11 protein-coding genes and 2 pseudogenes are annotated in these 20,447 nt (G+C 67.2%); 10 read left to right on the top strand and 3 right to left on the bottom strand.

The window, feature by feature from the left end; all coding sequences use genetic code 11:
- Window positions 1–459: 459 nt before the first annotated feature.
- A complete protein-coding gene (locus tag ACZ5GH_RS02935) occupies window positions 460–2,028 on the top strand; it encodes a trypsin-like serine protease (RefSeq protein WP_464333319.1) in 1,569 nt (522 codons plus the stop codon).
- Between the two features lie 361 nt (window positions 2,029–2,389).
- Here the strand turns inward: ACZ5GH_RS02935 and ACZ5GH_RS02930 are convergent.
- A pseudogene (locus ACZ5GH_RS02930) lies at window positions 2,390–2,527 on the bottom strand (exodeoxyribonuclease III); the annotation flags it as partial.
- Window positions 2,528–2,615: 88 nt separating this feature from the next.
- Here ACZ5GH_RS02930 and ACZ5GH_RS02925 point away from each other — a divergent pair.
- Entirely contained in the window at window positions 2,616–4,181 is a 1,566-nt protein-coding gene (locus ACZ5GH_RS02925) for a recombinase family protein (protein WP_464333318.1), read from the top strand.
- A 189-nt stretch (window positions 4,182–4,370) separates the two neighbouring features.
- Here the strand turns inward: ACZ5GH_RS02925 and ACZ5GH_RS02920 are convergent, their stop codons facing one another.
- A complete protein-coding gene (locus tag ACZ5GH_RS02920; protein WP_464333317.1) occupies window positions 4,371–6,098 on the bottom strand; it encodes an IS1634 family transposase in 1,728 nt (575 codons plus the stop codon).
- Between the two features lie 158 nt (window positions 6,099–6,256).
- Between ACZ5GH_RS02920 and ACZ5GH_RS02915 the strand changes: the two genes are divergently transcribed.
- Complete coding sequence (locus ACZ5GH_RS02915) at window positions 6,257–6,700, top strand: HNH endonuclease family protein (RefSeq protein ID WP_387747659.1); 444 nt, start codon at window positions 6,257–6,259, stop codon at window positions 6,698–6,700.
- 96 nt (window positions 6,701–6,796) lie between these two features.
- Here the strand turns inward: ACZ5GH_RS02915 and ACZ5GH_RS02910 are convergent, their stop codons facing one another.
- Complete coding sequence (locus ACZ5GH_RS02910; RefSeq protein ID WP_464333316.1) at window positions 6,797–8,893, bottom strand: trypsin-like serine protease; 2,097 nt, start codon at window positions 8,891–8,893, stop codon at window positions 6,797–6,799.
- A 371-nt stretch (window positions 8,894–9,264) separates the two neighbouring features.
- Here ACZ5GH_RS02910 and ACZ5GH_RS02905 point away from each other — a divergent pair, with 371 nt between their 5' ends.
- From ACZ5GH_RS02905 to ACZ5GH_RS02875, 7 genes and pseudogenes are all read left to right on the top strand, one after another.
- Window positions 9,265–13,311: a polymorphic toxin-type HINT domain-containing protein gene (locus ACZ5GH_RS02905; RefSeq protein WP_464333315.1), complete on the top strand. Its 4,047-nt coding sequence runs from the start codon at window positions 9,265–9,267 to the stop codon at window positions 13,309–13,311.
- Window position 13,312: 1 nt separating this feature from the next.
- Window positions 13,313–13,885: an Imm1 family immunity protein gene (locus ACZ5GH_RS02900; protein ID WP_387747665.1), complete on the top strand. Its 573-nt coding sequence runs from the start codon at window positions 13,313–13,315 to the stop codon at window positions 13,883–13,885.
- 393 nt (window positions 13,886–14,278) lie between these two features.
- Window positions 14,279–15,532 (top strand): annotated as a pseudogene (locus ACZ5GH_RS02895) (IS701 family transposase).
- Window positions 15,533–15,835: 303 nt separating this feature from the next.
- Entirely contained in the window at window positions 15,836–18,007 is a 2,172-nt protein-coding gene (locus tag ACZ5GH_RS02890; protein WP_464333314.1) for a DUF6531 domain-containing protein, read from the top strand.
- Window positions 18,007–18,654, top strand: coding sequence for an AAA domain-containing protein (locus ACZ5GH_RS02885; protein WP_464333313.1), 648 nt, complete (start codon window positions 18,007–18,009; stop codon window positions 18,652–18,654). Before ACZ5GH_RS02890 ends, ACZ5GH_RS02885 begins: the two co-directional genes overlap by 1 nt.
- Complete coding sequence (locus ACZ5GH_RS02880; RefSeq protein ID WP_464333312.1) at window positions 18,618–19,034, top strand: AAA domain-containing protein; 417 nt, start codon at window positions 18,618–18,620, stop codon at window positions 19,032–19,034. Before ACZ5GH_RS02885 ends, ACZ5GH_RS02880 begins: the two co-directional genes overlap by 37 nt.
- Entirely contained in the window at window positions 19,021–20,427 is a 1,407-nt protein-coding gene (locus ACZ5GH_RS02875; RefSeq protein WP_464333311.1) for a phospholipase D-like domain-containing protein, read from the top strand. The genes ACZ5GH_RS02880 and ACZ5GH_RS02875 overlap by 14 nt, the downstream gene beginning before the upstream one ends.
- Window positions 20,428–20,447: the final 20 nt, after the last annotated feature.

The following is a 20,447-nucleotide window of genomic DNA, read 5'->3' as shown; positions in this document are numbered from 1 at the left end:
ACGTCTCGTGGTGGATCAGTCGATCGCGCGGCGGACCATCCGCCCCCGCCTGCCGAACCGGAACTCTCCACAAGCCTTCTCAGGCGACCGATTCGATGGCCGCGCCGCACCGGCTCGGCCATCGAATCGGTCGCCCTGGCCCCGCCGGTTTCTGTGGCGGATCCCCGTACTCGGGCCGGCCCTGCGCCGGGAGGGCCGCATGCCCGTCCACCGGGGCACCGCGCGGGCGGCGGAGTCGCTCGAAACAGGCATCTCTGCCGAGAAGTTGATCAGATGCCCTGCTTGGCCGACCCTCGCTGAAACACGTTTGAGCGGTTGCGGTGGTGTGCCTGAAGCACGGGTGAAGTCCTCCGGATACTCCCTGCGGTCAAGATCGTGGCCATGCGGAACGGCCCGGTGCTGTTCCTCCGTACATGCCGCCCGGCCTCATGTCAGGCGGCGCTCGAACGGGAGTCACACATGCGCAAGTGGATGAGCCGAAGGACGGCCGCCGTCCTGACGACCGGGGCTGTGGCGATCATGAGCCTGGTCACCGCCTTACCGGCGCAGGCCATCATGGGAGGTACCGAGTCCACCCAGCCGTATTCGTTCATGGTCTCGCTCCAGTACGACTCTCCCCGCCCGGACGGACACCGGTGCGGGGCCGTGCTCATCGCCCCGCAGTGGGCGGTGACCGCGGGGCACTGCGCCAACACCCCGACGGGCTTGAAGGCGGGCGTTCCCCGCGGCTGGAAGGTCCGCGTCGGGTCACTGGACGTCACCAACGGCGGCGAAGTCGCCGAGGTCGACACGTTCTACCGGCGTCTACTGAAGTTCGACCCCCCGGGCCAGGACATCGCGTTGCTGCACCTGCGCAAGCCGGTGCGGGCCAAGCCCGTACGGCTCTTGGAGACCACGCCCGCCGTGGGGACGCCCGTCCGCATACTCGGCTGGGGCCAGGCTTCGGACACCTGCGACAGCTTCGACGACCCCACGTGCTTTCCCAGCAGACTGCGCGAGGCCGACACCGAGATCGTGCCGCTCCAGGACTGCTGGGACGACATCGACGCCACCGCGCCGTTGTGTGTCGGCCGCGTCGATCCTCCTGTCGGGCCGGGGACGACCGACTCCGGAGGGCCTGCCCTGGTTCGTGCGGGCAACGAGTGGGCGCTCGCGGGAACGGTCATCGGCGGCGGCATCAGGAACGCCAACTTTCCCACCCTGTACACCGATGTCGCGAAGAACCTCGCCTGGATCAACGGCATCGTGACCGGAACCGATGTGCCGCCGTTCGACCCGATCCCGAACGTGGAGGGCGTGGCCACGGTGGGTGACTGCGTGGGGTCCGTGGTGCGTCCGCCCACCGCGCGCCCCAAGGACCCAGCGTTGGTGCTGACCAACGGCCACTGCGTGCCGAGCGGTCGGCCCGCGCCGGGGACGGCGCTGGTGGACCGGCCCGCCGATCTGAACGGCCCGGTCACCATCAACGACTCCGCCGGCTACACCCGGACCACCGCCCGCGCGACCCGGCTGGTATACGCGACGATGTCGGGCACCGACATCGCGCTGTACCGGCTGGACAAGACCTACGCACAGTTGGCCGCGGAGGGCGCGAAGGTCTTCCGGTTGTCCACCACCCCGATGCGCAGCGGTGACCAGCTGTCCATGGCCTACAAGTCCAGCCGTCCGTCGTGCACGGTGGAGGCCGTGGTGCCACACCTGCGGGAGGACGGCTATCAACAGGACCACGCGGTGCGCTACGCAACCAACGACAACTGCGTGAGCAGGCCCGGCTACTCCGGCAGTGCACTGCTGGCGCCCGACGGGGAGACCGTCGTGGGCGTCAACAACACCCACAACCGCGACGGCGAGCAGTGCACCGACAACAACCCCTGCGAGGTCGGCCGGGACGGATCCGTGACCGCGGTGCAGGGTCGCAGCTACGGCCAGCAGGTCCATCAGATCGCCGCCTGCCTCACCGAGGGCTCGCGATTGAAGCTGACACGCCCGGGCTGTGTGCTGACTGGTGCCACAGCAGGACCTCGCTAGGCGTGTTGATCACGAGCGTTGCCGACGGTGGTCGCGCGCGACCATGACGAAGACCTCCGGTGCGGTCGAGGTGCCCAGGCTCCACACCGCACACGGAGGTCTTCGTGTCCGACCGCAACGCCCGGCCGGCCGTGCACGCGGGCGGCTCCTGGCCGAGCGTGTCCGCTCCGGCCGACCGGTCGCGCACGTCACCGCCGAGAACTGGCGTCTTTCGAGTCACGGCCCACCCGTTTCCGCAGGTCAGAGCCTTGCCTGACCTGCGGAAACGGTGAGAGATCAACCTGCGATTCCGCAGGTCAGGGGCACTCCTACAGGTCGTAGTAGAGCTCGAACCCGCGTGCATCGGGAGTTGGAGCACACGTCAGTTGTCCACGTCGAACACCACGGTGACGGGGGCGTGGTCGGACCAGCGTTCGGCGTGGGTGGCGGCGCGTTCGACGTAGGCCTCGACGGCCTTGGCGGCGAGGGCGGGGGTGGCGACCTGGAGGTCGATGCGCCAGCGGAACGACGCCTTTTGTAAAAGGTCCACCCGTTCGAGAGTGCCCTGTTCGAGGGTGCCTGCTGGCCTTGGCGGTAGGGGGAGGCCCATGGGCATTGTGACGGCTTTGGCGCCGGTTCGGGCGGTCGTTGGTTCGCGTGTCTCGGACACGCACGGGGATGAGGGCAAGGTCTCGCATCTGGTGCAGGCGGAGTCGGCGACGCGGCACGCGGTCTCGAAGGAGTGGGAGATCGTCGGGTCGTTCGAGGACCTGGACGTCTCGGCCCAGATCACGCCGTGGAAGCGTCCCGACCTTGGTCCGTGGCTCACCGAGCGCCAGGGCGAGTGGGACGCGATGGTATGGGCGAAGGTCGACCGGGCGTTCAGGTCCGCGAAGGACTGCGCGGACGTCGCCCACTGGGCGGAGGAGAACCACAAAGTCCTGGTCTTCACCGACGACGGGATCACCCTGGACTACCGGCAGGGTCGGGAGTCGTCGTTCGGGAACGAGCTGGCCAACACCTTCCTGATGCTCGCCTCGATCTTCGCGGAGATGGAACTCAAGCGGATCAAGGCCCGCGTCACCGCCGCGCACAAGCACCTGCGAAAGACCGACCGGTGGGCCGGCGGGCAGCCGCCGTACGGCTACCGGATCGTGGACCGGCCCGGCGGCGGCCGCACACTCGAGCCGGACCCGGTGACCTCGGAGGCCGTGCGGTACATGGGCAAGCTGCTGTTGGAGGGGCAGAGTCAGTGGATGATCGCCACGGCCCTGGAGGCAGCTGGCTTCGACACTCCGGCCACCCACGCGTACAAGAACCAGGGCGACACCTACACGAGCAAGCGCAAGACTGCTCCGTCGAACCACTGGAACCCCAGCAGCGTGGGGAAGATCTTGCGCTCGCCGGCGACGATGGGTTTGAAGCTGACCGGCCGGTCCGTGAAGGCGCGCAAGATCGCCCGGGACGCGAAGGGCCTGCCGATCCGGATGGCCAAGCCTCTGTTCACGGAGGAGGAGTGGGCCGCGGTCCAGGCGGCGATGGACGAGCGCTCGGTCACGAAGGAGCGCTCGAACGGCGCTTCACCCTGGCTGGGCGTGCCGCACTGCGACCGCTGCGGCGACCGGTTCTACCGGCAGGTGAACCTCGCGAAGAACGGCAAGATCTACGAGTACTACCGCTGCGCGAAGACGGCCGGCAAACCCGCCTGCAAGGGCCAGTCCATCAAGGGCGAGCGCGTCACCAACGCGATCACCGCCCTGGTGGAGCGCTTGGCCGGGCTGGCGATGACCGTGCGCAGGTTCATCCCCGGCGAGGACCACACCGAGCAGCTCAACCACGTCACGGCGGCCATGAAGGACTTGCGCGAGGAGAAGCGCCGCAATCTGTTCGACTACCCCGGCGGCGACGACGAGTACTCCGAAGCCCTCGAGACCCTGGTCGACGAACGACGCCGCCTCGCAGCCCTTCCACAACGCCCCTCCGCCTGGGTCGAGGTCGAGACCGGCCAGACCTTCGCCGACGCCTGGACCCAAGCCGACCAGGAGTACCGCCGCCAGCTCCTCCTTGGCCTCAAGGCCCGTCTCTACATGACACCCGCCATCGAAGGCTGGTACCTACCCACCGAACTCGAATCCCGAGTACGGCAGCTCGAACGCGCTGGAAGCTCGGCGTAGGTCGGGTGATTCGGGATCGTTGTGGACCCGAGACCTCCGCGTACGCGGGACCGTCCGCCCGGGAACGCGGCCTTGGCCTGCGTTCCGCGTAATTCAGCGGCCTAGAGTTGCGGATCTGGGGTGTGACCTGCGCGGACATAGGTGAGGGCGCCTGAGAGTCGTTTCTCTAGGCGCTGGTGTTTGTGCTGGTCAGCGGGGTGCGGGTTCGAGGGCGATGATCTGCTTCGGTGCGGGGATGCCGAGCTTGGCCAGGAGGTCGGCCTGGGGCTTGGTGAGGGTGGTGACCTGTCGGAACAGGCCGGTAGGGCCGGTGAACGTGCCAAGGTGGAGCCGGTCGAGCTCGCGGCGGACGGTCGTCCAGGTCGCGTCGGTGGTGGTCTCGATGATGCGGATCAGCAGCAGGGCGAGCCAGCAGAGGACGACGTGTGCGCGTATGCGCTCCTCGAGCCGGTGATAGACGGGCCGCAGGTCGATGATCTGTTTCATGTCCCGCCAGCCCCGCTCGACTTCAAGGAGTTGCTTGTAGCCGAGGGCGATGTCCTCGGCCGACAACTGCGGGTCGGAGCATCGCAGCAGGTACTTGCCGTCGAGGTTCTCCTCGGCCTTGATCTTCGCGGTGTCGATGCGGAGCTTGCCGGCCGGGGTGGTGCGGAGGTAGCGGTTGAGGCCGGGCTTGTCGGCGAGCTTGCCGCGGAGTTCGCCACGCTTGAAGTCGCTGAGCTTGTCGGTGCCTTCGATCAGGGTCGTGAGCTGGGAGACGAGCTGTTCGCGTATGTGCTGGTCACGGGTGGCGGCTTCGGGGTTGTGGCAGATCACGAACCGTTCGGTGTCGGAGATCCGCACCTCCTTGACCCGCATGTTCCCGGCGATCTCGCTGTAGCGGCCCTGGCGGGACAGGGCGGCCTTCACCTCCGGGCTGCCGGAGCGGAGTTTCTCGCCGACGATGTAGGCGTGGTCGCCCTGGCGGAGGTAGCGGCGGTTGCGTTCGCTGGAGAATCCCCGGTCGGTGACCCACACGATCTTGCTCAGGGTCCAGTCCCGCATGTCGTCCTTGACCTGCCGGATCAGCTTCTGGTCACCGGTGTTGCCGGGCCAGGACCAGACGCGGACCGGGATCCCGTCCCTGGTGACGGCCATCCCGATCACGATCTGCGGCAGGTCGTCGCGGGAGTCCTTCGATTTGCCGAAGGTGCGGAACCCGGCCTGCTCCGCGGACTCGCCGTCCTCTTCGGCGGTTGGGCCGTCATCCGTCAGGAGGCGGCCCTTGGCGTCGCGGGCAACGGGTTCGTCAGCCTCCTCCAGCTCGAAGTAGGTGCTGGTGGTGTCGAAGAACAGCAGGTCGACCTCGAGGTTGAGGAGGTTCGCGACCTCGTCGAACACCCGCTTCTCCAGGTCGTCGGTCACCTCGTGGAGCCAGTCCATCGCCCGGTAGCAGGCGTCGTCGTCGGTGGCCGGCAGGCCCTCGACGTGCACGTCGTGCGTGACCCAGTCCGCGGCGGCCAGCTTCGACGACGGCGCCAGGGCCCGGTTCGCGACCAGGGAGAACAGCACCCGCTCGGTCACCGACATGTCCCGGCGCCGGCCCCGTTTGGGCTGCCCGACCTGCCCGACGATCCTGTCGATCCTCAGCCGCCGCCAGAATTGGTCGAGGACGTAGGTGCCGCCGAACGGGACCGACGAGACGAACTCCAGGTCACCCGCCGCCGTCGACGCCAGTGCCTCACCCGGCTCCAGCAGCCTCGATAGAGACGCGACCAGGCGCTTGACCGCGTCCCGGTCGAGGTCGTCCTCACGGCCGAACGTGAACAGGACCTTCGGGACCGCCCGGCCCTTCACCGGATCCCACTCGTTGTGGGCCAGGTGCAGGTACCGGACCGTGCCGGACTTGTTCTCCCGCTTCGTCGTCTTCACGTACACGACTCCAGACCCTACGGACCAACTCCAGGTCGGCGCAGGCGAATCCGCAAAATCGCGTCTCTAGGCGAATCCGACTACGTCACCAGCCACCAACCCACTGACCTGCACCTTCAACCCGGCAGGAACTCCAGACCCCCCGAATTACGCGGAACGCGGGCTTGGCCTCCAACGACATCCTGCTGCCCTCCACACCGAGTTTCAGTGATCGCGAGATGGCGGTGCGTCACCTCTATGGCAGTCGGAACCGACAGCACCGCCCGCCGACCGTAGTGAACAAGGGGCGCCCGGAGCACCGCCGCGCTCCACACTGGATGGCTGACCGCCAAGGCTGGAGTCCGAAGGAACGTGAGCGGTACGGCAACGACCTTCGCGACCCCCGGGCGCTGCTCGCCGTCTCCGCCAAGACGAACCGCTCGAAATCCGACAAGGACCCTGCGGACTGGATGCCCCCGGTAGGGGACTTTGCGTGCACATATGTCAGCGACTGGGTTGTCGTGAAGACCCGCTGGGGTTTGAGCATTGATCAACGGGAAGCTGACGCGCTGCACCGGATCGCTGCCGGCTGCGAGGACACCAAGCTTCAGGTCGTACTTGCCCGATGAGCCAGTATGGAGTCACCCCGTCAATGCGGGACGTCAGGGCTCCGGTGGGCAGAACCAGGGCCCTGCCCACCGGAGCCTTACTTGACCGTGTGGTGATCAGAGGCTGCTGGTGATCATGGTTCCGGTGTGGTTTCCGGGGATGGAGGTGAGGTTGAGGGTCTCGGGGGCGGCCCAGGTGCCGTCGGCGTGGCGGGCGGTGAGCAGGACCTTGTTGTCGGTGGTGGCAATGGCGAACTGGGCGTCGGTGTCGAAGGGAGCGGCGCTGATGCTGGTGCCGATGACGTTCCCGATGACGCCGCCAAGAGAGGCGACGGGCTGCCAGCTTCCATTGGCCCAGCGCAGGGTGTGGTACTGGCCGTCACTGGCGATGAAGGCGAGATTGAGATCGAGACTCTGGCGGGAGATGGCCACGGCGGTCACGGGCGCGGTGGCCCCGGCGGCGTCGGCGACCGAGCCCCACGCACCCCAGCTCCCCGCAGCGTTGCGCAGAGTGTGGTAGATCTTCCCACCCGACACGGCGGCGATGTGCAGGTCACCGCCGGCGGCCCCGGCGGCCGAGATGGACGTGATGCCCTTCAGCGGGCCGGCAGCATCGGTCACCACACCGAACCCACTCCACTGCCCGGCACCGTTACGGACGGTGTGGAAGAGGAAGTCGTCGGCGACCACGACCACGTGCAGATTGTCACCGATCGGGGAGATGGAGACCTGCGTGATGTTACCGAGGTCGTTGAGCGCGATGTTGAGATCGACGAAGCGCTGCGCCCAGGTGCCGTCCAGGTTGCGGATCGCGTAGTGCAGGTGCCCGTCGCCGCCAAGCGCGATGATGTGGGTGGACGTGTTGATCCCGGCGGTGGCGACGGCACGCACGCCGCCGATGTTGCCGGCCGCGGCCTGGACGTCCTCGTACGGCGTCCAGGAACCGTCGTACAGGCGGGTCGCGAAGTACAGGTTGTCGTCGCTGCGGACCAGGGCCTGGGTCTTCCAACCCAGGGACTTCGCTCGGGTTTGCTGGACCCAGCTCGCGATGTTGTCGACGCGGGAGTTGAAGGCGTCGGTGCGGGTCTCGGCCACCGGGGCTCCCAGGCAGCCGCCCTGCCAGGAACGGGAGGAGACGGCGACGAGCTCGGACTTGCCGTTGACCTCACGGATCACGGGAGCGCCGGCGTCGCCTTGGCAGATTGGTGCCTGGCCAGCGGCGGGGGTGGTGTCGACGCCGGTGGTGGTGATGACGCCAGCGATGTGAGTGTTGGTGTGGAGCTTGGTGGGCACCCAGTCCGTGACGGTGCGGCCGAAGCCGAGAGCGCGCAGGCTCTCGCCAGCAGTGGGCGCAGCAGTGGAGAGAACAGCGGGATTAATGCCGTCGACGGGGGTGGCGAGGCGGGCCATCACCAGGTCGCGGTCCTGGTGGGGGACGAGTTCAACGACGTCGATGACGGCGCCGGCGGTGGTGTTGGTGAGATCAGTGCGCCCGATGGTGGCAGTGGTCTTGTCCTTGGGGGCGCCGGCGGTGACGGTGGACAGGTTGTCGGGGGTGTCGGTGAAGCAGCTGGCTGCGGTCAGCAGCCAGCTGCGGTCGACGAGGGTGGCGGTGCAGGCGCGCTTGCCGTTGCCGATGTTCAGCTTGGCGGCGAAGGCGAGTTTGGTGTCGGTGGGTTGTGGGGTGGGCAGGGCAGTGCTGCTGCCGGTGACGCGCAGTTCGAGGACGACTGCGGGGGCGTTGGGGTCGATCGACTGGCCGATGCCCTTGGAGGTGTTGGCGGCGACGTCGACGGTCTCGACGGGCTGCTGGTTGGTGGACAGGCTGGCCCTGATCGAGCGGTCGTAGGTGTGTATGCGGTAGGCGTCCGGGATGGACAGGGCCAGGTAGCCGCTGGCGCCGGGGGCCTTGAAGCAGACGACGTCGCCATCGGTCTTGTCCGGGGTGATGGCGCCGAGCTTGATCTGATAGTTGCCGTCGGCGCAGTCGGTCAGGGTGATGCCGCCGTCGCCGCGGGTGAGGGTGATACCGCGCTCGGCGAGGATCCGCTGGGCGTCGGGGTAGGAGAAGGTCTCTACCGTGGCGGGGGCCGCCGCGGGGGCTGGCGTGGTGTCGGCGGAGGCGGTCGGTGCCACGGTCCAGCCGGTCACGCCGGCGAGAACGAGGGCAGCCGCGGCCGCGAATAGGCCGCGCGCGTGTGCACGGGACGTCATGGGGTTTCCTTCGGTTTGGTCCGGATCGGTCGGGTGCCGTCCCTCTCACCAGAGGGTGCGGGAAGCCGCTCATAAGCACTCTTGAATGACTGGCAGCTGACGCATAATAATGTACGATCTCTGCGTCGTCGAACAGGTATTTACGTAGAAATACCAGTCCTTTGACCATAGCTTTTATGACGTTCTGTCCACTTTGGCGGTACTGATCAGCGGTTCCCTGGATCAGGGAGGCTGCCCTTTGTTGTTCACTTTTCCGATAACCGGAAGGGGTTGTCGTGCTTTTTCGAATAGGTAAATCCAGGGCCGGGGGGAGGGGGTCCGGCATTCGGTTGTTCGGCCGCTCCGTGCTGCCCGTTGCCCTGCTGGCGTCTATGGTCACCGCGACGCCGGTGGCGGCGGATGCGACACAGCCGCCGACCGGGCCTCAGCTGACCGACCGGGGACGGGTCCTGCAGGAATGGAAGGACGGCGGACCGTCCGTCAAAGCGGCCGCCGAGATCGCCCTGATCGGCGGAGACGACCAGGTACGGCTGTTCCTCGGCACGGCCACCGACCCGGGCGGTGAGCTCGCCCGTGCCGGATTCAAGGACAGCCGCCAGGCCGCACTGCAGATCCTCACCGAGGCGGGTCCGCAGCTTCGCGCCGCGGCCCAGAGCGCTCTCGCTGGCAACGACCAGAGCGTCGAGACGTTCGTCAAGGAGGGCTGGAAGGTCCCGCTCGAGCAGGACCAGCGACTTCTGGTTTCCCAGATCGCCGAGACCGCCGGCCCCCGCACGAAAGCCGCAGCCATCGCTCTGACCGGCAGGCCGGTCGCCGAGATCCGGGCCTTCCTCAACGAGGAGCAGTACGTCCTCGGCGAGAGCGACGACCGTCTGCGGGTCTCCCAGATCGCGGAGAGCGGCGGCCCCGCCACCCGCCAGGCTGCGCTGCTTGCCTACGAAGGCAACCTGGACGACGTCCGCGACTTCCTGCAGGTCGGTCAGCACATCACCCGTGCCCGCGACCAGGAGCACGCCTCCGTCGAGGAACTGGTCAAGCAGGCCGAGGCCGCAGGCGACCAGGCGGTGCGCGAGAAGGACGCCGCCGTCGACGCCTCCCAGCGGGCCGTGGCCGCCGCCGCGCTGGCTAAGGAAGCCGCCGACAAGGCCGCCGAGGAGACGCGACTCGCGCAGGGCGACGCCGCGCGAGCCGCGGCCGCGGCAGACCGCGCCGCCGAGGCCGGCAAACGCGCCGGCGAGGCCGCCAAGGCCGCCACCGCCGCCGCGGTGAGGGCCAACAACTCGGCCAAGGTCGCCTCCGCCGCCGCCTCTCAGGCCGCGGCCGCCGCGATCGGCGCCGCCCAGGCGACCACCCGCGCGCTGAACTCCGCCGCGGCGGCGAAGGTCGACGAGGACGCCGCCAAGGGCGCCGAGAACGCGGCCATGCTCGCCGGCTACGCGGCCAAGGCTGCCGACCGGGCCAGCAAGGCCGCCATCCAGGCCGCGTTCGCCGCCGAGGCAGCCGCCTCCGCGAAGGCCAACGTCGATGCCACCGCCGCTGCGGCCGACCAGGCCGGAGCATACGCCGACCAGGCCGGGGCATCCTCCGGCAGGGCCAAGCAGGCCGCCGCCTCGGCTCGCCGCGACGCCACCGAGGCCGCTCGCTCCGCCACCGCCGCCGCCGCGCTCGCCCGCCAGTCGGCTGCCTACGCCGACCAGGCCCGCCAGGCCGCCGAGTCAGCCTCCACCCGCGCCGCGCGCGCCGCCGAATCGGCCCGCAACTCCGCGGCCAACGCTGGCGAGGCCGCCAACGCCGCCCAGCAGGCCGACGCCCACGCCAAGAGCGCCCGCCAGGCCGCTGACGCGGCCACGAACGCCGTCGCCACGGCTGGCCAGATCCACCAGGCCGCCCTCGCCAGCGAGGCCGAGGAGCGCACCGCCCGACTGAACGCAGGCCTCGCCCGCGCTCAGGACCTCGACGTCGCCTACAAGCAGAGCCAGCGCGCCGCCGACAACGCCAAAGCCGAGGCCCTTCGTCTGGACCAGGAGTCCGTGCGCCTGGCGCAACAGGTTTCACAGCCCGGCACCGACCCGCTCACGGTCGTCTCCGCCGGGCGCAAGATGGCTCTCACCGCATTGAAGGTGCGCGGCCCCTGGAGTAAAGCCGCCGCCGAGTACGCGCTCACCGGCAACGACGAGGCCGTTGTTGACTACGTCACGACTGGCTGGAAGACCGCCACTGAGCAGGACGACCGCACCCAGGCCCGCTACATCGCGCAGGACAGCCCCTACGAGAGCGTGCGCACCGCCGCCACCGCCGCTCTGGCCGGCGACGGTGCCCAGGTCGCCGCGTTCCTGGCCATTGGGCAGCACCAGGCAGCGTTCAGCCAGTACCGGCTAAGGGTCTCGCAGCTCGCTGAGAGCGGCGGAACCAAGGTCAAACAGGCCGCCTTCGCCGCCATGGAAACTAATACCGTCGAATCCCTCACAGACTTCCTCAACCAGGGCCAGTACACGGCCAGAGAGAGCGACGACAGGCTCACCGTCTCACAGCTGATAGAGGCCGACGGCGAGGAACTCAAGATCGCCGCCCGCATGGCCGACGCGAGCCCGCTGCCCGCCATCACCGACTTCCTCCAGACCGGTCAGTACCGGGCGCGGGCCAAGGACGAACTCACCCGCACCCACGTCACGTCCATCGAGAATGCCATCGCCGGCGCCAACCAGGTCGCCGCCCTTGCCCAGCAGAACGCCTCCACCGCGGAGGCGGCCGCCGCCACCGCCGCCGGAGCCAACGACCAGGCCCAAAGCTACGCGCAGCAGGCCGCCGCCTCCGCCCAGCAGGCCGCCTCGTATGCACAACAGGCCAAGTCCTCCGCAGACCGCGCGCAGACCTCGGCCAACCAGGCTGCCCAATCGGCCAAGACCGCACGGGCCGCCCAAGCCCGCGCGGAGCAGAGCGCCCGCTCCGCCCAGTTGTCCTCGATTTCGGCGCAGGCCAGCGCCAATGCGGCCCGCACCTCCGCGAACACCGCCTACGCCGCCGTGGCCGAAGCCCGTAAGTCCGCCGAGAACGCCGGACAGAGCCGCGACGCAGCCCGCGCCACCGCCGAGAACGCCCTCAAGGAGGCCGCCTACGCAGCACAGCAGGAGCAGGCGCAGCGGGACAACCAGCAGCAGGCGATGCTGAACTTCCTCATCAACATGCCCCAGGACGGCGGAACCGCGGACGGCGGCAGCTGGTACGACACCTTCTCCTCCGTCGGCCACAATGCCCTCGACGTGGCGGGCATGTTCCCCATCGTTGGTGACGTCCTCGCCGACGGCACCAACTGTGTCTGGACCGCCGCCGAGTACTTCGGCGGCTACAAAAACGCGGACGGCTTCAACACCGTCCTGACCTGCGTCAACATGATCCCCGGCGTCGGCTACATCAGCCTTGGCATCAAATGGGGTAAGAAGCTCGACGGAGTCGCCGGGGACCTCGCGGACTGGGCCCAGAGCAAGTGGCCCTGGGCCAAGAAGCCCAAGACGAAGCCGGGCCTGCCCTCGTGCCTCAACAGCTTCCCCGCCGGCACCCGAGTCCTCATGGCAGACGGCACCGCCCGCCCCATTGAGGCCATCCGGCCAGGCGACCAGGTCTCATCAGCCGACCCAACCACCGGTGAATCCGGACCGCGCACGGTAGCGGACACGATCTACACCCCAGACGACAGCAGCTACACCGAACTGACCGTCACCGCGGCCGACGGCACCAAGGCATCCGTTACCGCCACCGACCACCACCCCTTCTGGCTGCAGAACACCGGCCAGTGGACCGACGCCGCCGACATCAAGCCCGGCGACACCCTGCGCACCGACACCGGCGCCTCTGCACAGGTCGCCTCCCTGCGGCACTGGACCGCGCTTGCCCCTGCCTACAACCTGGCCGTCGCCGACCTGCACACCTTCCACGTGCTCGCCGGCGACACACCACTGCTCACCCACAACTGCCTCGACCCCAAGACCCTCTTCGACGAACTGCCCGCATGGGTCAAGGGTGACAAAACCATGGGGCAGGCGTTCTACATCGGCAAGAACGGCATCGAGAAGCTTTCGACCAGCCTGGAAAGCGGCTACACCAAATGGTCGCCGGAAATCAGCGCCTATTTGGCCAAGAAGTTCGGAAAACCTGCGGGTACGTCGTTCGACACCTCTGCGCACGTTGAGACTGGGCTCGCATGGATGATGCGGAATTCCATGAAGAACGGCGCGCAAAAACTGAACCTGAACGTCGTCATCAATAACACAGAAGGAATCTGCAAGGGTACGACCAACTGTGTCGAATCCGTGCAGCACATCCTTCCTGACGGAAGTACTCTCAGGGTTTGGATGAAGGATACGGCAACCGGTAGGATGACCTCCCGACTGATCGAAGGAAAGGGTTCCCTGGAGGACTAAAATGATTCTTACCGTCCTAATTGGCGATGAGCAATTCTACGGGGAAAGTGAAGGTGATGCGGAACAGTTGATCACCAGGGTGCTGGAGGGCCTGGAATTCGGCGACAGTGCATGGCTCTCAATCGATGACCAGCGCCGCGAAGAGGGCAGCTACGCAAGCAACGCCCTCAAGATTTCAATGAATCCGTCAACTGGATACGGAGGGGTGATCTGGCAGGCCGGCACGAACTATCCAAAGCAGGGCGGAATATACTCCTACACCTGGATCTCTGACAACCCAAATCCTCCCGAAGTCGATCCGAGGATCCTGTCCGATCCCCACCATCCCGTGTTCATGGAGCCGGCAAGCGCGCTCCCCCTCTCCGAGCTTAGAAAGGTTCTCGAAGAGTTCTACCGGACAGGGACCGGCGACAGGCCCACCTGCATCAAATGGGTCAGGGGACATATGAACGGCGAACGTGAGGTCCTGGGACCCGGAGTAGAACCGGCACCGCTTTCTACCACCGACTGGGACTCCCTAGCGGGCGAACTCATGAACCTTTCGTCTGACGAGGGAGAAAACCGCTCGGGATGAATCCCGGACAGCCAGAATGTGGGTGGGCGGGGCAGGGCTGACATTGGCCCGGTCCCGCCCTCCTTTTTCCCGGCGTCCGCATCGCCCAGCACAAGGGGGATTTCCCCTTGAAAGCGGACATCTGCTCTCTGGCGGTCGCCTCCCGAGTTGGCAGGGAACCCCAGCGCCTGAACCGTGCGGACTTCGAAGTCGGGGGCGGCGGGCGGTCAATGTCAGTCACAACCAATCAAAACCCTTCTAGTACTCCAGCAGGACTTCGACGTTTTGCCTGATCAGAAGGCTGCGCGGTGAGTGTAGTGGGTTGATGCCCGTCAGGGGCGGTCTTCCTGGGACCGCCCCTCGATGGTGTGCAGCCGGCGTTGGTAATGGCAGCGACGGGGGCAGCGTCCCGTTGTGATCAACGAGCCTGCAGCCGAGAGCTGGGACCGCGAACTCGACGACCTCTTCCTCCGTGTCGGCCACCGTTTCGGCCGCGTGGAGCCACGTCGCCGAATGCGCGACTACGTTCGCGGCCTACTCGGCCCGGTCGGTCGCAAGAACGGCTGGCAGCTGGCCGAATACGCAGGTCATGCCACCCCTGACGGGCTGCAGCACCTGCTTGCAGGTTCCCGCTGGGACGCGGACGAGATCCGCGACGAGCTCCAGCACTACGTCGCCGAACGCCTCGGCGAGATCAACGGTGTCCTGATCCTCGACGACACCGGCTTCATCAAGAAGGGCATCACCTCCGCGGGCGTGCAGCGCCAGTACTCCGGCACCGCCGGCCGTACCGAGAACTGCCAGATCGGGGTCTTCGCGGCCTACGCCTCCGCTAAGGGCCGGGCCCTGGTCGACCGGGAGCTGTACCTGCCCAAGTCCTGGACCGAGGACCGGGACCGCTGCCGCGCGGCGAAGATCCCCGACGAGCGGGACTTCCATACCAAGGGCGACCTGGGCAAGGCCATCGTGCTGCGTGCGCTCGCCTCCGAGCTGCCGATCGCCTGGGTCACCGCGGATTCGGCCTACGGACAGGAGGGTCGCTTCCGGCGCCTGCTCGAACAGTCCGGCGTCGGCTACGTCCTGGCGGTGCCCAAGTCCCAGTTCAGCGTGGGATGTCCACGCATCGACTGGCTGTTCGCCCAGGCTCCGGCGGAGGCCTGGAAACGGATCTCGTGCGGGGACGGCGCCAAGGGACCACGCATCTACGACTGGGCGGCCATCCGGCTGCCGGCCGTGGCCGAGTACGACTACCAGGACGAGACTCTCGTCCGCCGCCGATGGGCGCTGGCCCGCCGCAGTCCGACCAAGCCCGACGAGATCGCCTACTTCCTCGCCTACGCACAACTTGAGTCCACTGTGGAGCAGTTGGTGCGGATCGCCGGGATGCGCTGGGCGATCGAAGAGTGTTTCCAGGCCGCGAAGAACGAGGGCGGCCTGGACCAGTACGAGGTCCGCCGCTACACCGGCTGGATGTGACACATCACGCTGGCCATGCTCGCCCACGCGTTCTTGGCCTCGATGGCCGCAGCCGCGGCATCAAAGGGGGCTGCAGAAACGGTTCACGCACCATGGTCGACCTCACCGTGGCAGAGATCCGGCGGCTCCTGGCAGGCGGCCGTTCCCGCGGCTCGTGTCCGCCACGGTGCTCGCCCCGCGTTCACGCCTTGAACTGGTCCACTTGGCGCCGACGACACCAGGCCATCGCCCGTCGCTGCCATTACCAACGACGGCTGCACACGATCGAGGGGCGGTCCCAGGAAGACCGCCCCTGACGGGCATCAACCCACTACACTCACCGCGCAGCCTTCTGATCAGGCAAAACGTCGAAGTCCTGCTGGAGTACTAAGCCATCCACCGCCCAGTTCCAGTCGATCCCCGACTATCGCCCCGCGATCCAAGTCGCGCTCTCGCATGATCATCCCGGCGCTGTTTGCGGCGTCACAATCTGCGCGCGAAGGGATCGCTCCAAATATGAGGTACAGCCTCCGTAGGTCATTACTCGGGTTTCTGTTATTAGCCCTGGTTTCACTGGTTCTGACACCGCCGTCGTGGGCCGAGCCGGGCAAGGAACCAGGCAGTGGCGCGGGCGCCCGTGCCGGCGCAGCCCCGCAGGCTGCTGCCCCGCCGGTCCCGTGGACGATCGAGCAGAAGCAGCGCCAGGCCCACGAGCTCAAGACGGACGGGCCGGCTGGCCCGCCACCGACGCCGGTCGCGCAGCGGATCGCGGGTCCGGGGACCGAAGGCTACAGGGACCTCTCGGGCGAGGAGTTGCGGGCCTTGCCGTTGGGCAAGGCCCGGCCTACGCCGACGAGGCCTGCCCACGATGTGGAGGGCGTGGTAGCGGGCTGGCCTGCGGGTCATCCGTATATCGCCAATCTTCGGACATTCGTCGACAACTCCCAGAGTGGGAACACCGGTCTGTCGTGGTGTGCGACCTGGGATTTCAATCCGGATCTCCCGGCTGAACTGTGGGCGAACAGCCGCGGGGATGTCGTGGTCACGTTTCACCGGGCGTCCGACAATGCTCTGCTGGGTGCCAGTCAGTGGATGGTGTACGAGGCCACTGGGTGGTGCTCCCTCAGCGCTCCGATCCAGCGCGGTGTGGGCTACTACCTGACGGTCCGCTATGGGTACGCGGACGGGAGCTCGGACGAGCTGACGTCGATCGCTGCCCCGCCGGTGCCGATTGTCGGTGTGCCGGACAACGTGTCGCTGGCGTGCCCGGACTCGCCGTCCAGCACCGGGATCGTACTGAGTCTGGTCAGGTACTGTGCCGACCCAGTCAACACCTCGACAGGTGCTTTCGGCGAGGCGGTCACGGACGCCGAACTCCCGGGCCCCGGGCAGCCGTTCCGGCTGACCCGCAGCTATTCCTCTACATCGGCGGCCTCGGGTGTGCTCGGCAAGGGCTGGGTGCTCCCGTACTCGGCTTCCCTCATCGTGGGCCAGTCGGTGGTCACCTTCCGGGCCGAGGACGGCTCGCAGGTCGACTACGCGGTCCAGGCCGACGGCTCACTGAAGGCCACACGCCCCTACGTCCACTCGAGCCTGCAGAAGCAGGGCTCCGGTTACCAGCTGACCACGCCCGATCGGCATCAGCTGATGTTCGACTCGACCGGCCGGCTCACCGCGATGGTGGATGCCGCCGGTATCGGGCTCACGATGACGTACACGGGCAGCCAACTGACCGGCATCACCGACGGCGCCGGCCGCACTGTCAGCCTCGCCTACACCGGCGGACTGCTGACCAGCATGACCGTGCCCGGGCAGCGCACGGTCGCCTACCAGTACACGGGCAACCTGCTCACCAGTGTCCGTGACCTGCGCGGCCAGACCACCGTCTACGGCTACGACGCGAACGGCCGGCTCAGCACTGTCACCGACCCGCTCGGCCACGTCGTGACCGCCAACACCTACGACGGCTCCGGCCGGGTCGCCAGCCAGGTCGACGCCCTCGGAGGCACGACGACGTTCAGCTACGACACCGCCAACTCCATCACGTATGTGACCCATCCGGACGGCGGGATCTGGACCCACGCCTACTCCGGCGGCATCATCAGCTGGCAGTCCGACCCCTATGGCAAGACCACCCGCTACACCTACGACAGCGCGTTCAACCGCACGGCGTTCACCGATCCGAACGGCAACACCTCGACGTTCACGTTCGACGCCAACGGCAATATGCTGACCAGCACGGCCCCGGCGCCGGTGTCCGCCATCCAGACGTGGACCTACGACGGCAACAACAACGTCACCGCGCAGAAGGACGCCCTCGGCTGCACCACCACCTACGCCTACAACGCGCTGAACCAGCTGACCGGCACCACCGACCCAGCCGGCGGAAAGACCGGCTACACCTACACCCCGCTCGGTGCCCTGGCCACCGTGACCACGCCTCGCGGGGCCACCACCACATATGGGTACGACGGCGCAGGTAACCGGACATCGGTCACCACGCCGCTCGGCGAGAAGACGACGTTCACCTACGACACGGCCACCCGACTCACGAGCAAGACCGACCCGCGCGGGAACACGGAGGTGCCAACGCCGCCGCCTACACAACGGCCTACACGTACGACGCGGGCGGCCTGCTCACCTCCGCCACCGACCCCCTGGGGAACACCGGAAGCGGCCGGGATCTGATGCGACTGCTGCGGCTGCAAGGACAGTGGCTGCAGCGCATCAGTACCGACCAGGATCTACTCGCCGAGTTCCTGCGCACACGGCAGGTCGTCGGCGGAACCGCGATCGGCTTCCTGGGACACCCGGCGGCACGCGACCTGGAGTTCGACCTCTGCATCTTCGATGAGGCATCCAAGGCCACCGCGACCGAGGCCCTTGTACCTCTCGCCCGGTCTCAGCGGTGGGTACTGCTCGGCGACACTCGCCAACTGCCGCCCATCGACGAGGACCTCCTTCGCGATAAAAAGATCATGGCGGACTACCAGCTCATCCCCGAACTGGTAACCACCACCCTGTTCCAGTACCTGGCCACCCACACTGCCCATCCCATCCAGCACCTGCTGCGTGAGCAGTACCGCATGACCCCCGCCATCGGGAACATGATCTCGACCTGCTTCTACGGCGGTAAGCTCCTGTCGCCCAACCCCCACACGCTGCCGGGCTACGACCAGATCAACAAGCCCGTCCTGTGGCTCGACACCACCAAACTCCCCAGCCGCCGCGAGTTCGAGCGCACCAGCACCGAGACGAGCATCTCAACCGCACCGAGGCCAAGCTCGCGGTCAAGCGCTTGGAGACAATCGACAAGGCCATTGACCGGCAGCTGATCAAGGCCCCGCCTGGCCGCAAGCTGGACGTCCTGGCCATCGCCCCGTACGGCCGACAGGTCGAAGAGCTAAATCGGCAACTCGCTGAGGTCCGGCTCAAGCACCTGGCAGTCGAGGTGCTGTCCGTCGACGCAGTGCAGGGCCGAGAGTGTGACCTGGCCGTCTTCTCCGTCACCCGCAGCAACGACCGGTCAGATTTCGGCTTCCTCGGCGAACCGTACTGGCGACGCATCAACGTTGCGCTCTCCCGCGCCCGCTTCGGCCTCATCGTCGTGGGGGACGCGGCGTTCTGCCGCAGCAAACGCGGCGCGCTGCGCGATGTCCTCGACTACATGTCCAGCCACCCGCAGGAGTGCGAGGTCCGCGATGCCTACCTTTAGCGAGAACAGCCTCCTGCACATCCGTTTCCACAACGACCGCCAGGGACTGGAGCTCGTCGCCATCGTCGACGCCGGCATCCCCGTTGCCCTGGTCACCGCCGACATCCTCGCCCAGGACCGCAAGCCACTGCCCCTGCTCCAGGAATTCGTCCTCCACCTCGTCGGCGAGAACGTCGAGACCGAGGAAGCCATCGCCGGCATCCTCGGCTTGCCCCAGCGGATGGTCACCAACACCATCGCCCGGCAGTTCTCCGACGACCTGCTCACCTACACGTCACCCCGGCTCAGGAGCGGTGCTGAGTCGGCTGCCCACAGGCTGCGCCTGACAGCCCGCGGTCAGCAGACCGCCCACGACATGGCCGCCATCACTCCCGTGCAGGTCGGTCAGCCACTCGTCTACGATCAGCTTCTCGGTAAGGCCAAGCCCTACGACCGCCACACGATCATCCCCCACCGCCAGGCCGAGGAAGAAGGCGTCGTCGTGCTACCCGCGCCCCATTCCGGGGTCGTGGAGACCAGCGATATCCCAGTCCCCGACATCAACGCGCTGCTGCGCGAACGCGGGACCACCAACCGCGAAGTCCTGCTGGTCCGCGGAATCACCCAGGCCAAGGCCCGCCGCGTCATGCCGGCCAAACTTCTCGTCTATGCAGACCCGGAGCGCACTGACATCCAACTCGGCGTCGTCGTGGACGGGGAGCTCAGCCATGCCCACGAGATCGCTCTGCTGAACCACGGCGGTGCCAGGGCCCTCGGTATCCAGGTCGAACTCGCGCCCGAACGCCCCGCGCTGGCCCCGGACCTCGAGTGCGCCCGTATCGACCTGCTGCAGGCCACCCGTCAACGTGCTGACCAGGCAGCAGCCCAGCTCGGTATCCAACAATCGGATGATCAAAGCCAGACTGGAGGAGCCGCAATACGGCGCGATCAGGTCCGCGCGATCAGCGTTTTCGAGCACCCCGACCTGCTGGACGAAGCCCTCACCCAGGCTCGACAACGCATCCTGATCATCTCCCCCTGGATCAAGAACGCCATCATTACCACCGATTTCCTCACCAAGCTCGAGAATCGGCTCAAGCGCGGCACCACCGTCCACATCGCCTACGGCTACCAGGACAACGACACCAAGACCGATCCTGCAGCCGTCCGCAAGCTCGAGAACCTAGCCCACCGCTACCCTGCCAAGCTCACAGTCGCCCGCCTGAAATCCACTCACGCGAAGATCCTCATCTTCGACGACACCTGGATCGCCACAAGCTTCAATTGGCTCTCCTTCCGTGGCGACCCCGACCGCACCTACCGCATGGAAGAGGGCACCCTCGTCAGCAACAGGCAAGCCGCCGACGATCAGTACCGTCGCTACATCGAACTGATCAACCAGGAACGCCGGTAGCAGGCAGTGATACCCGTCTG

This window comes from Kitasatospora sp. Xyl93 (genome assembly GCF_055383135.1).
Note: the sequence above shows the minus strand (reverse complement) of the source record. Positions and strands in the feature narration are given on the sequence as shown.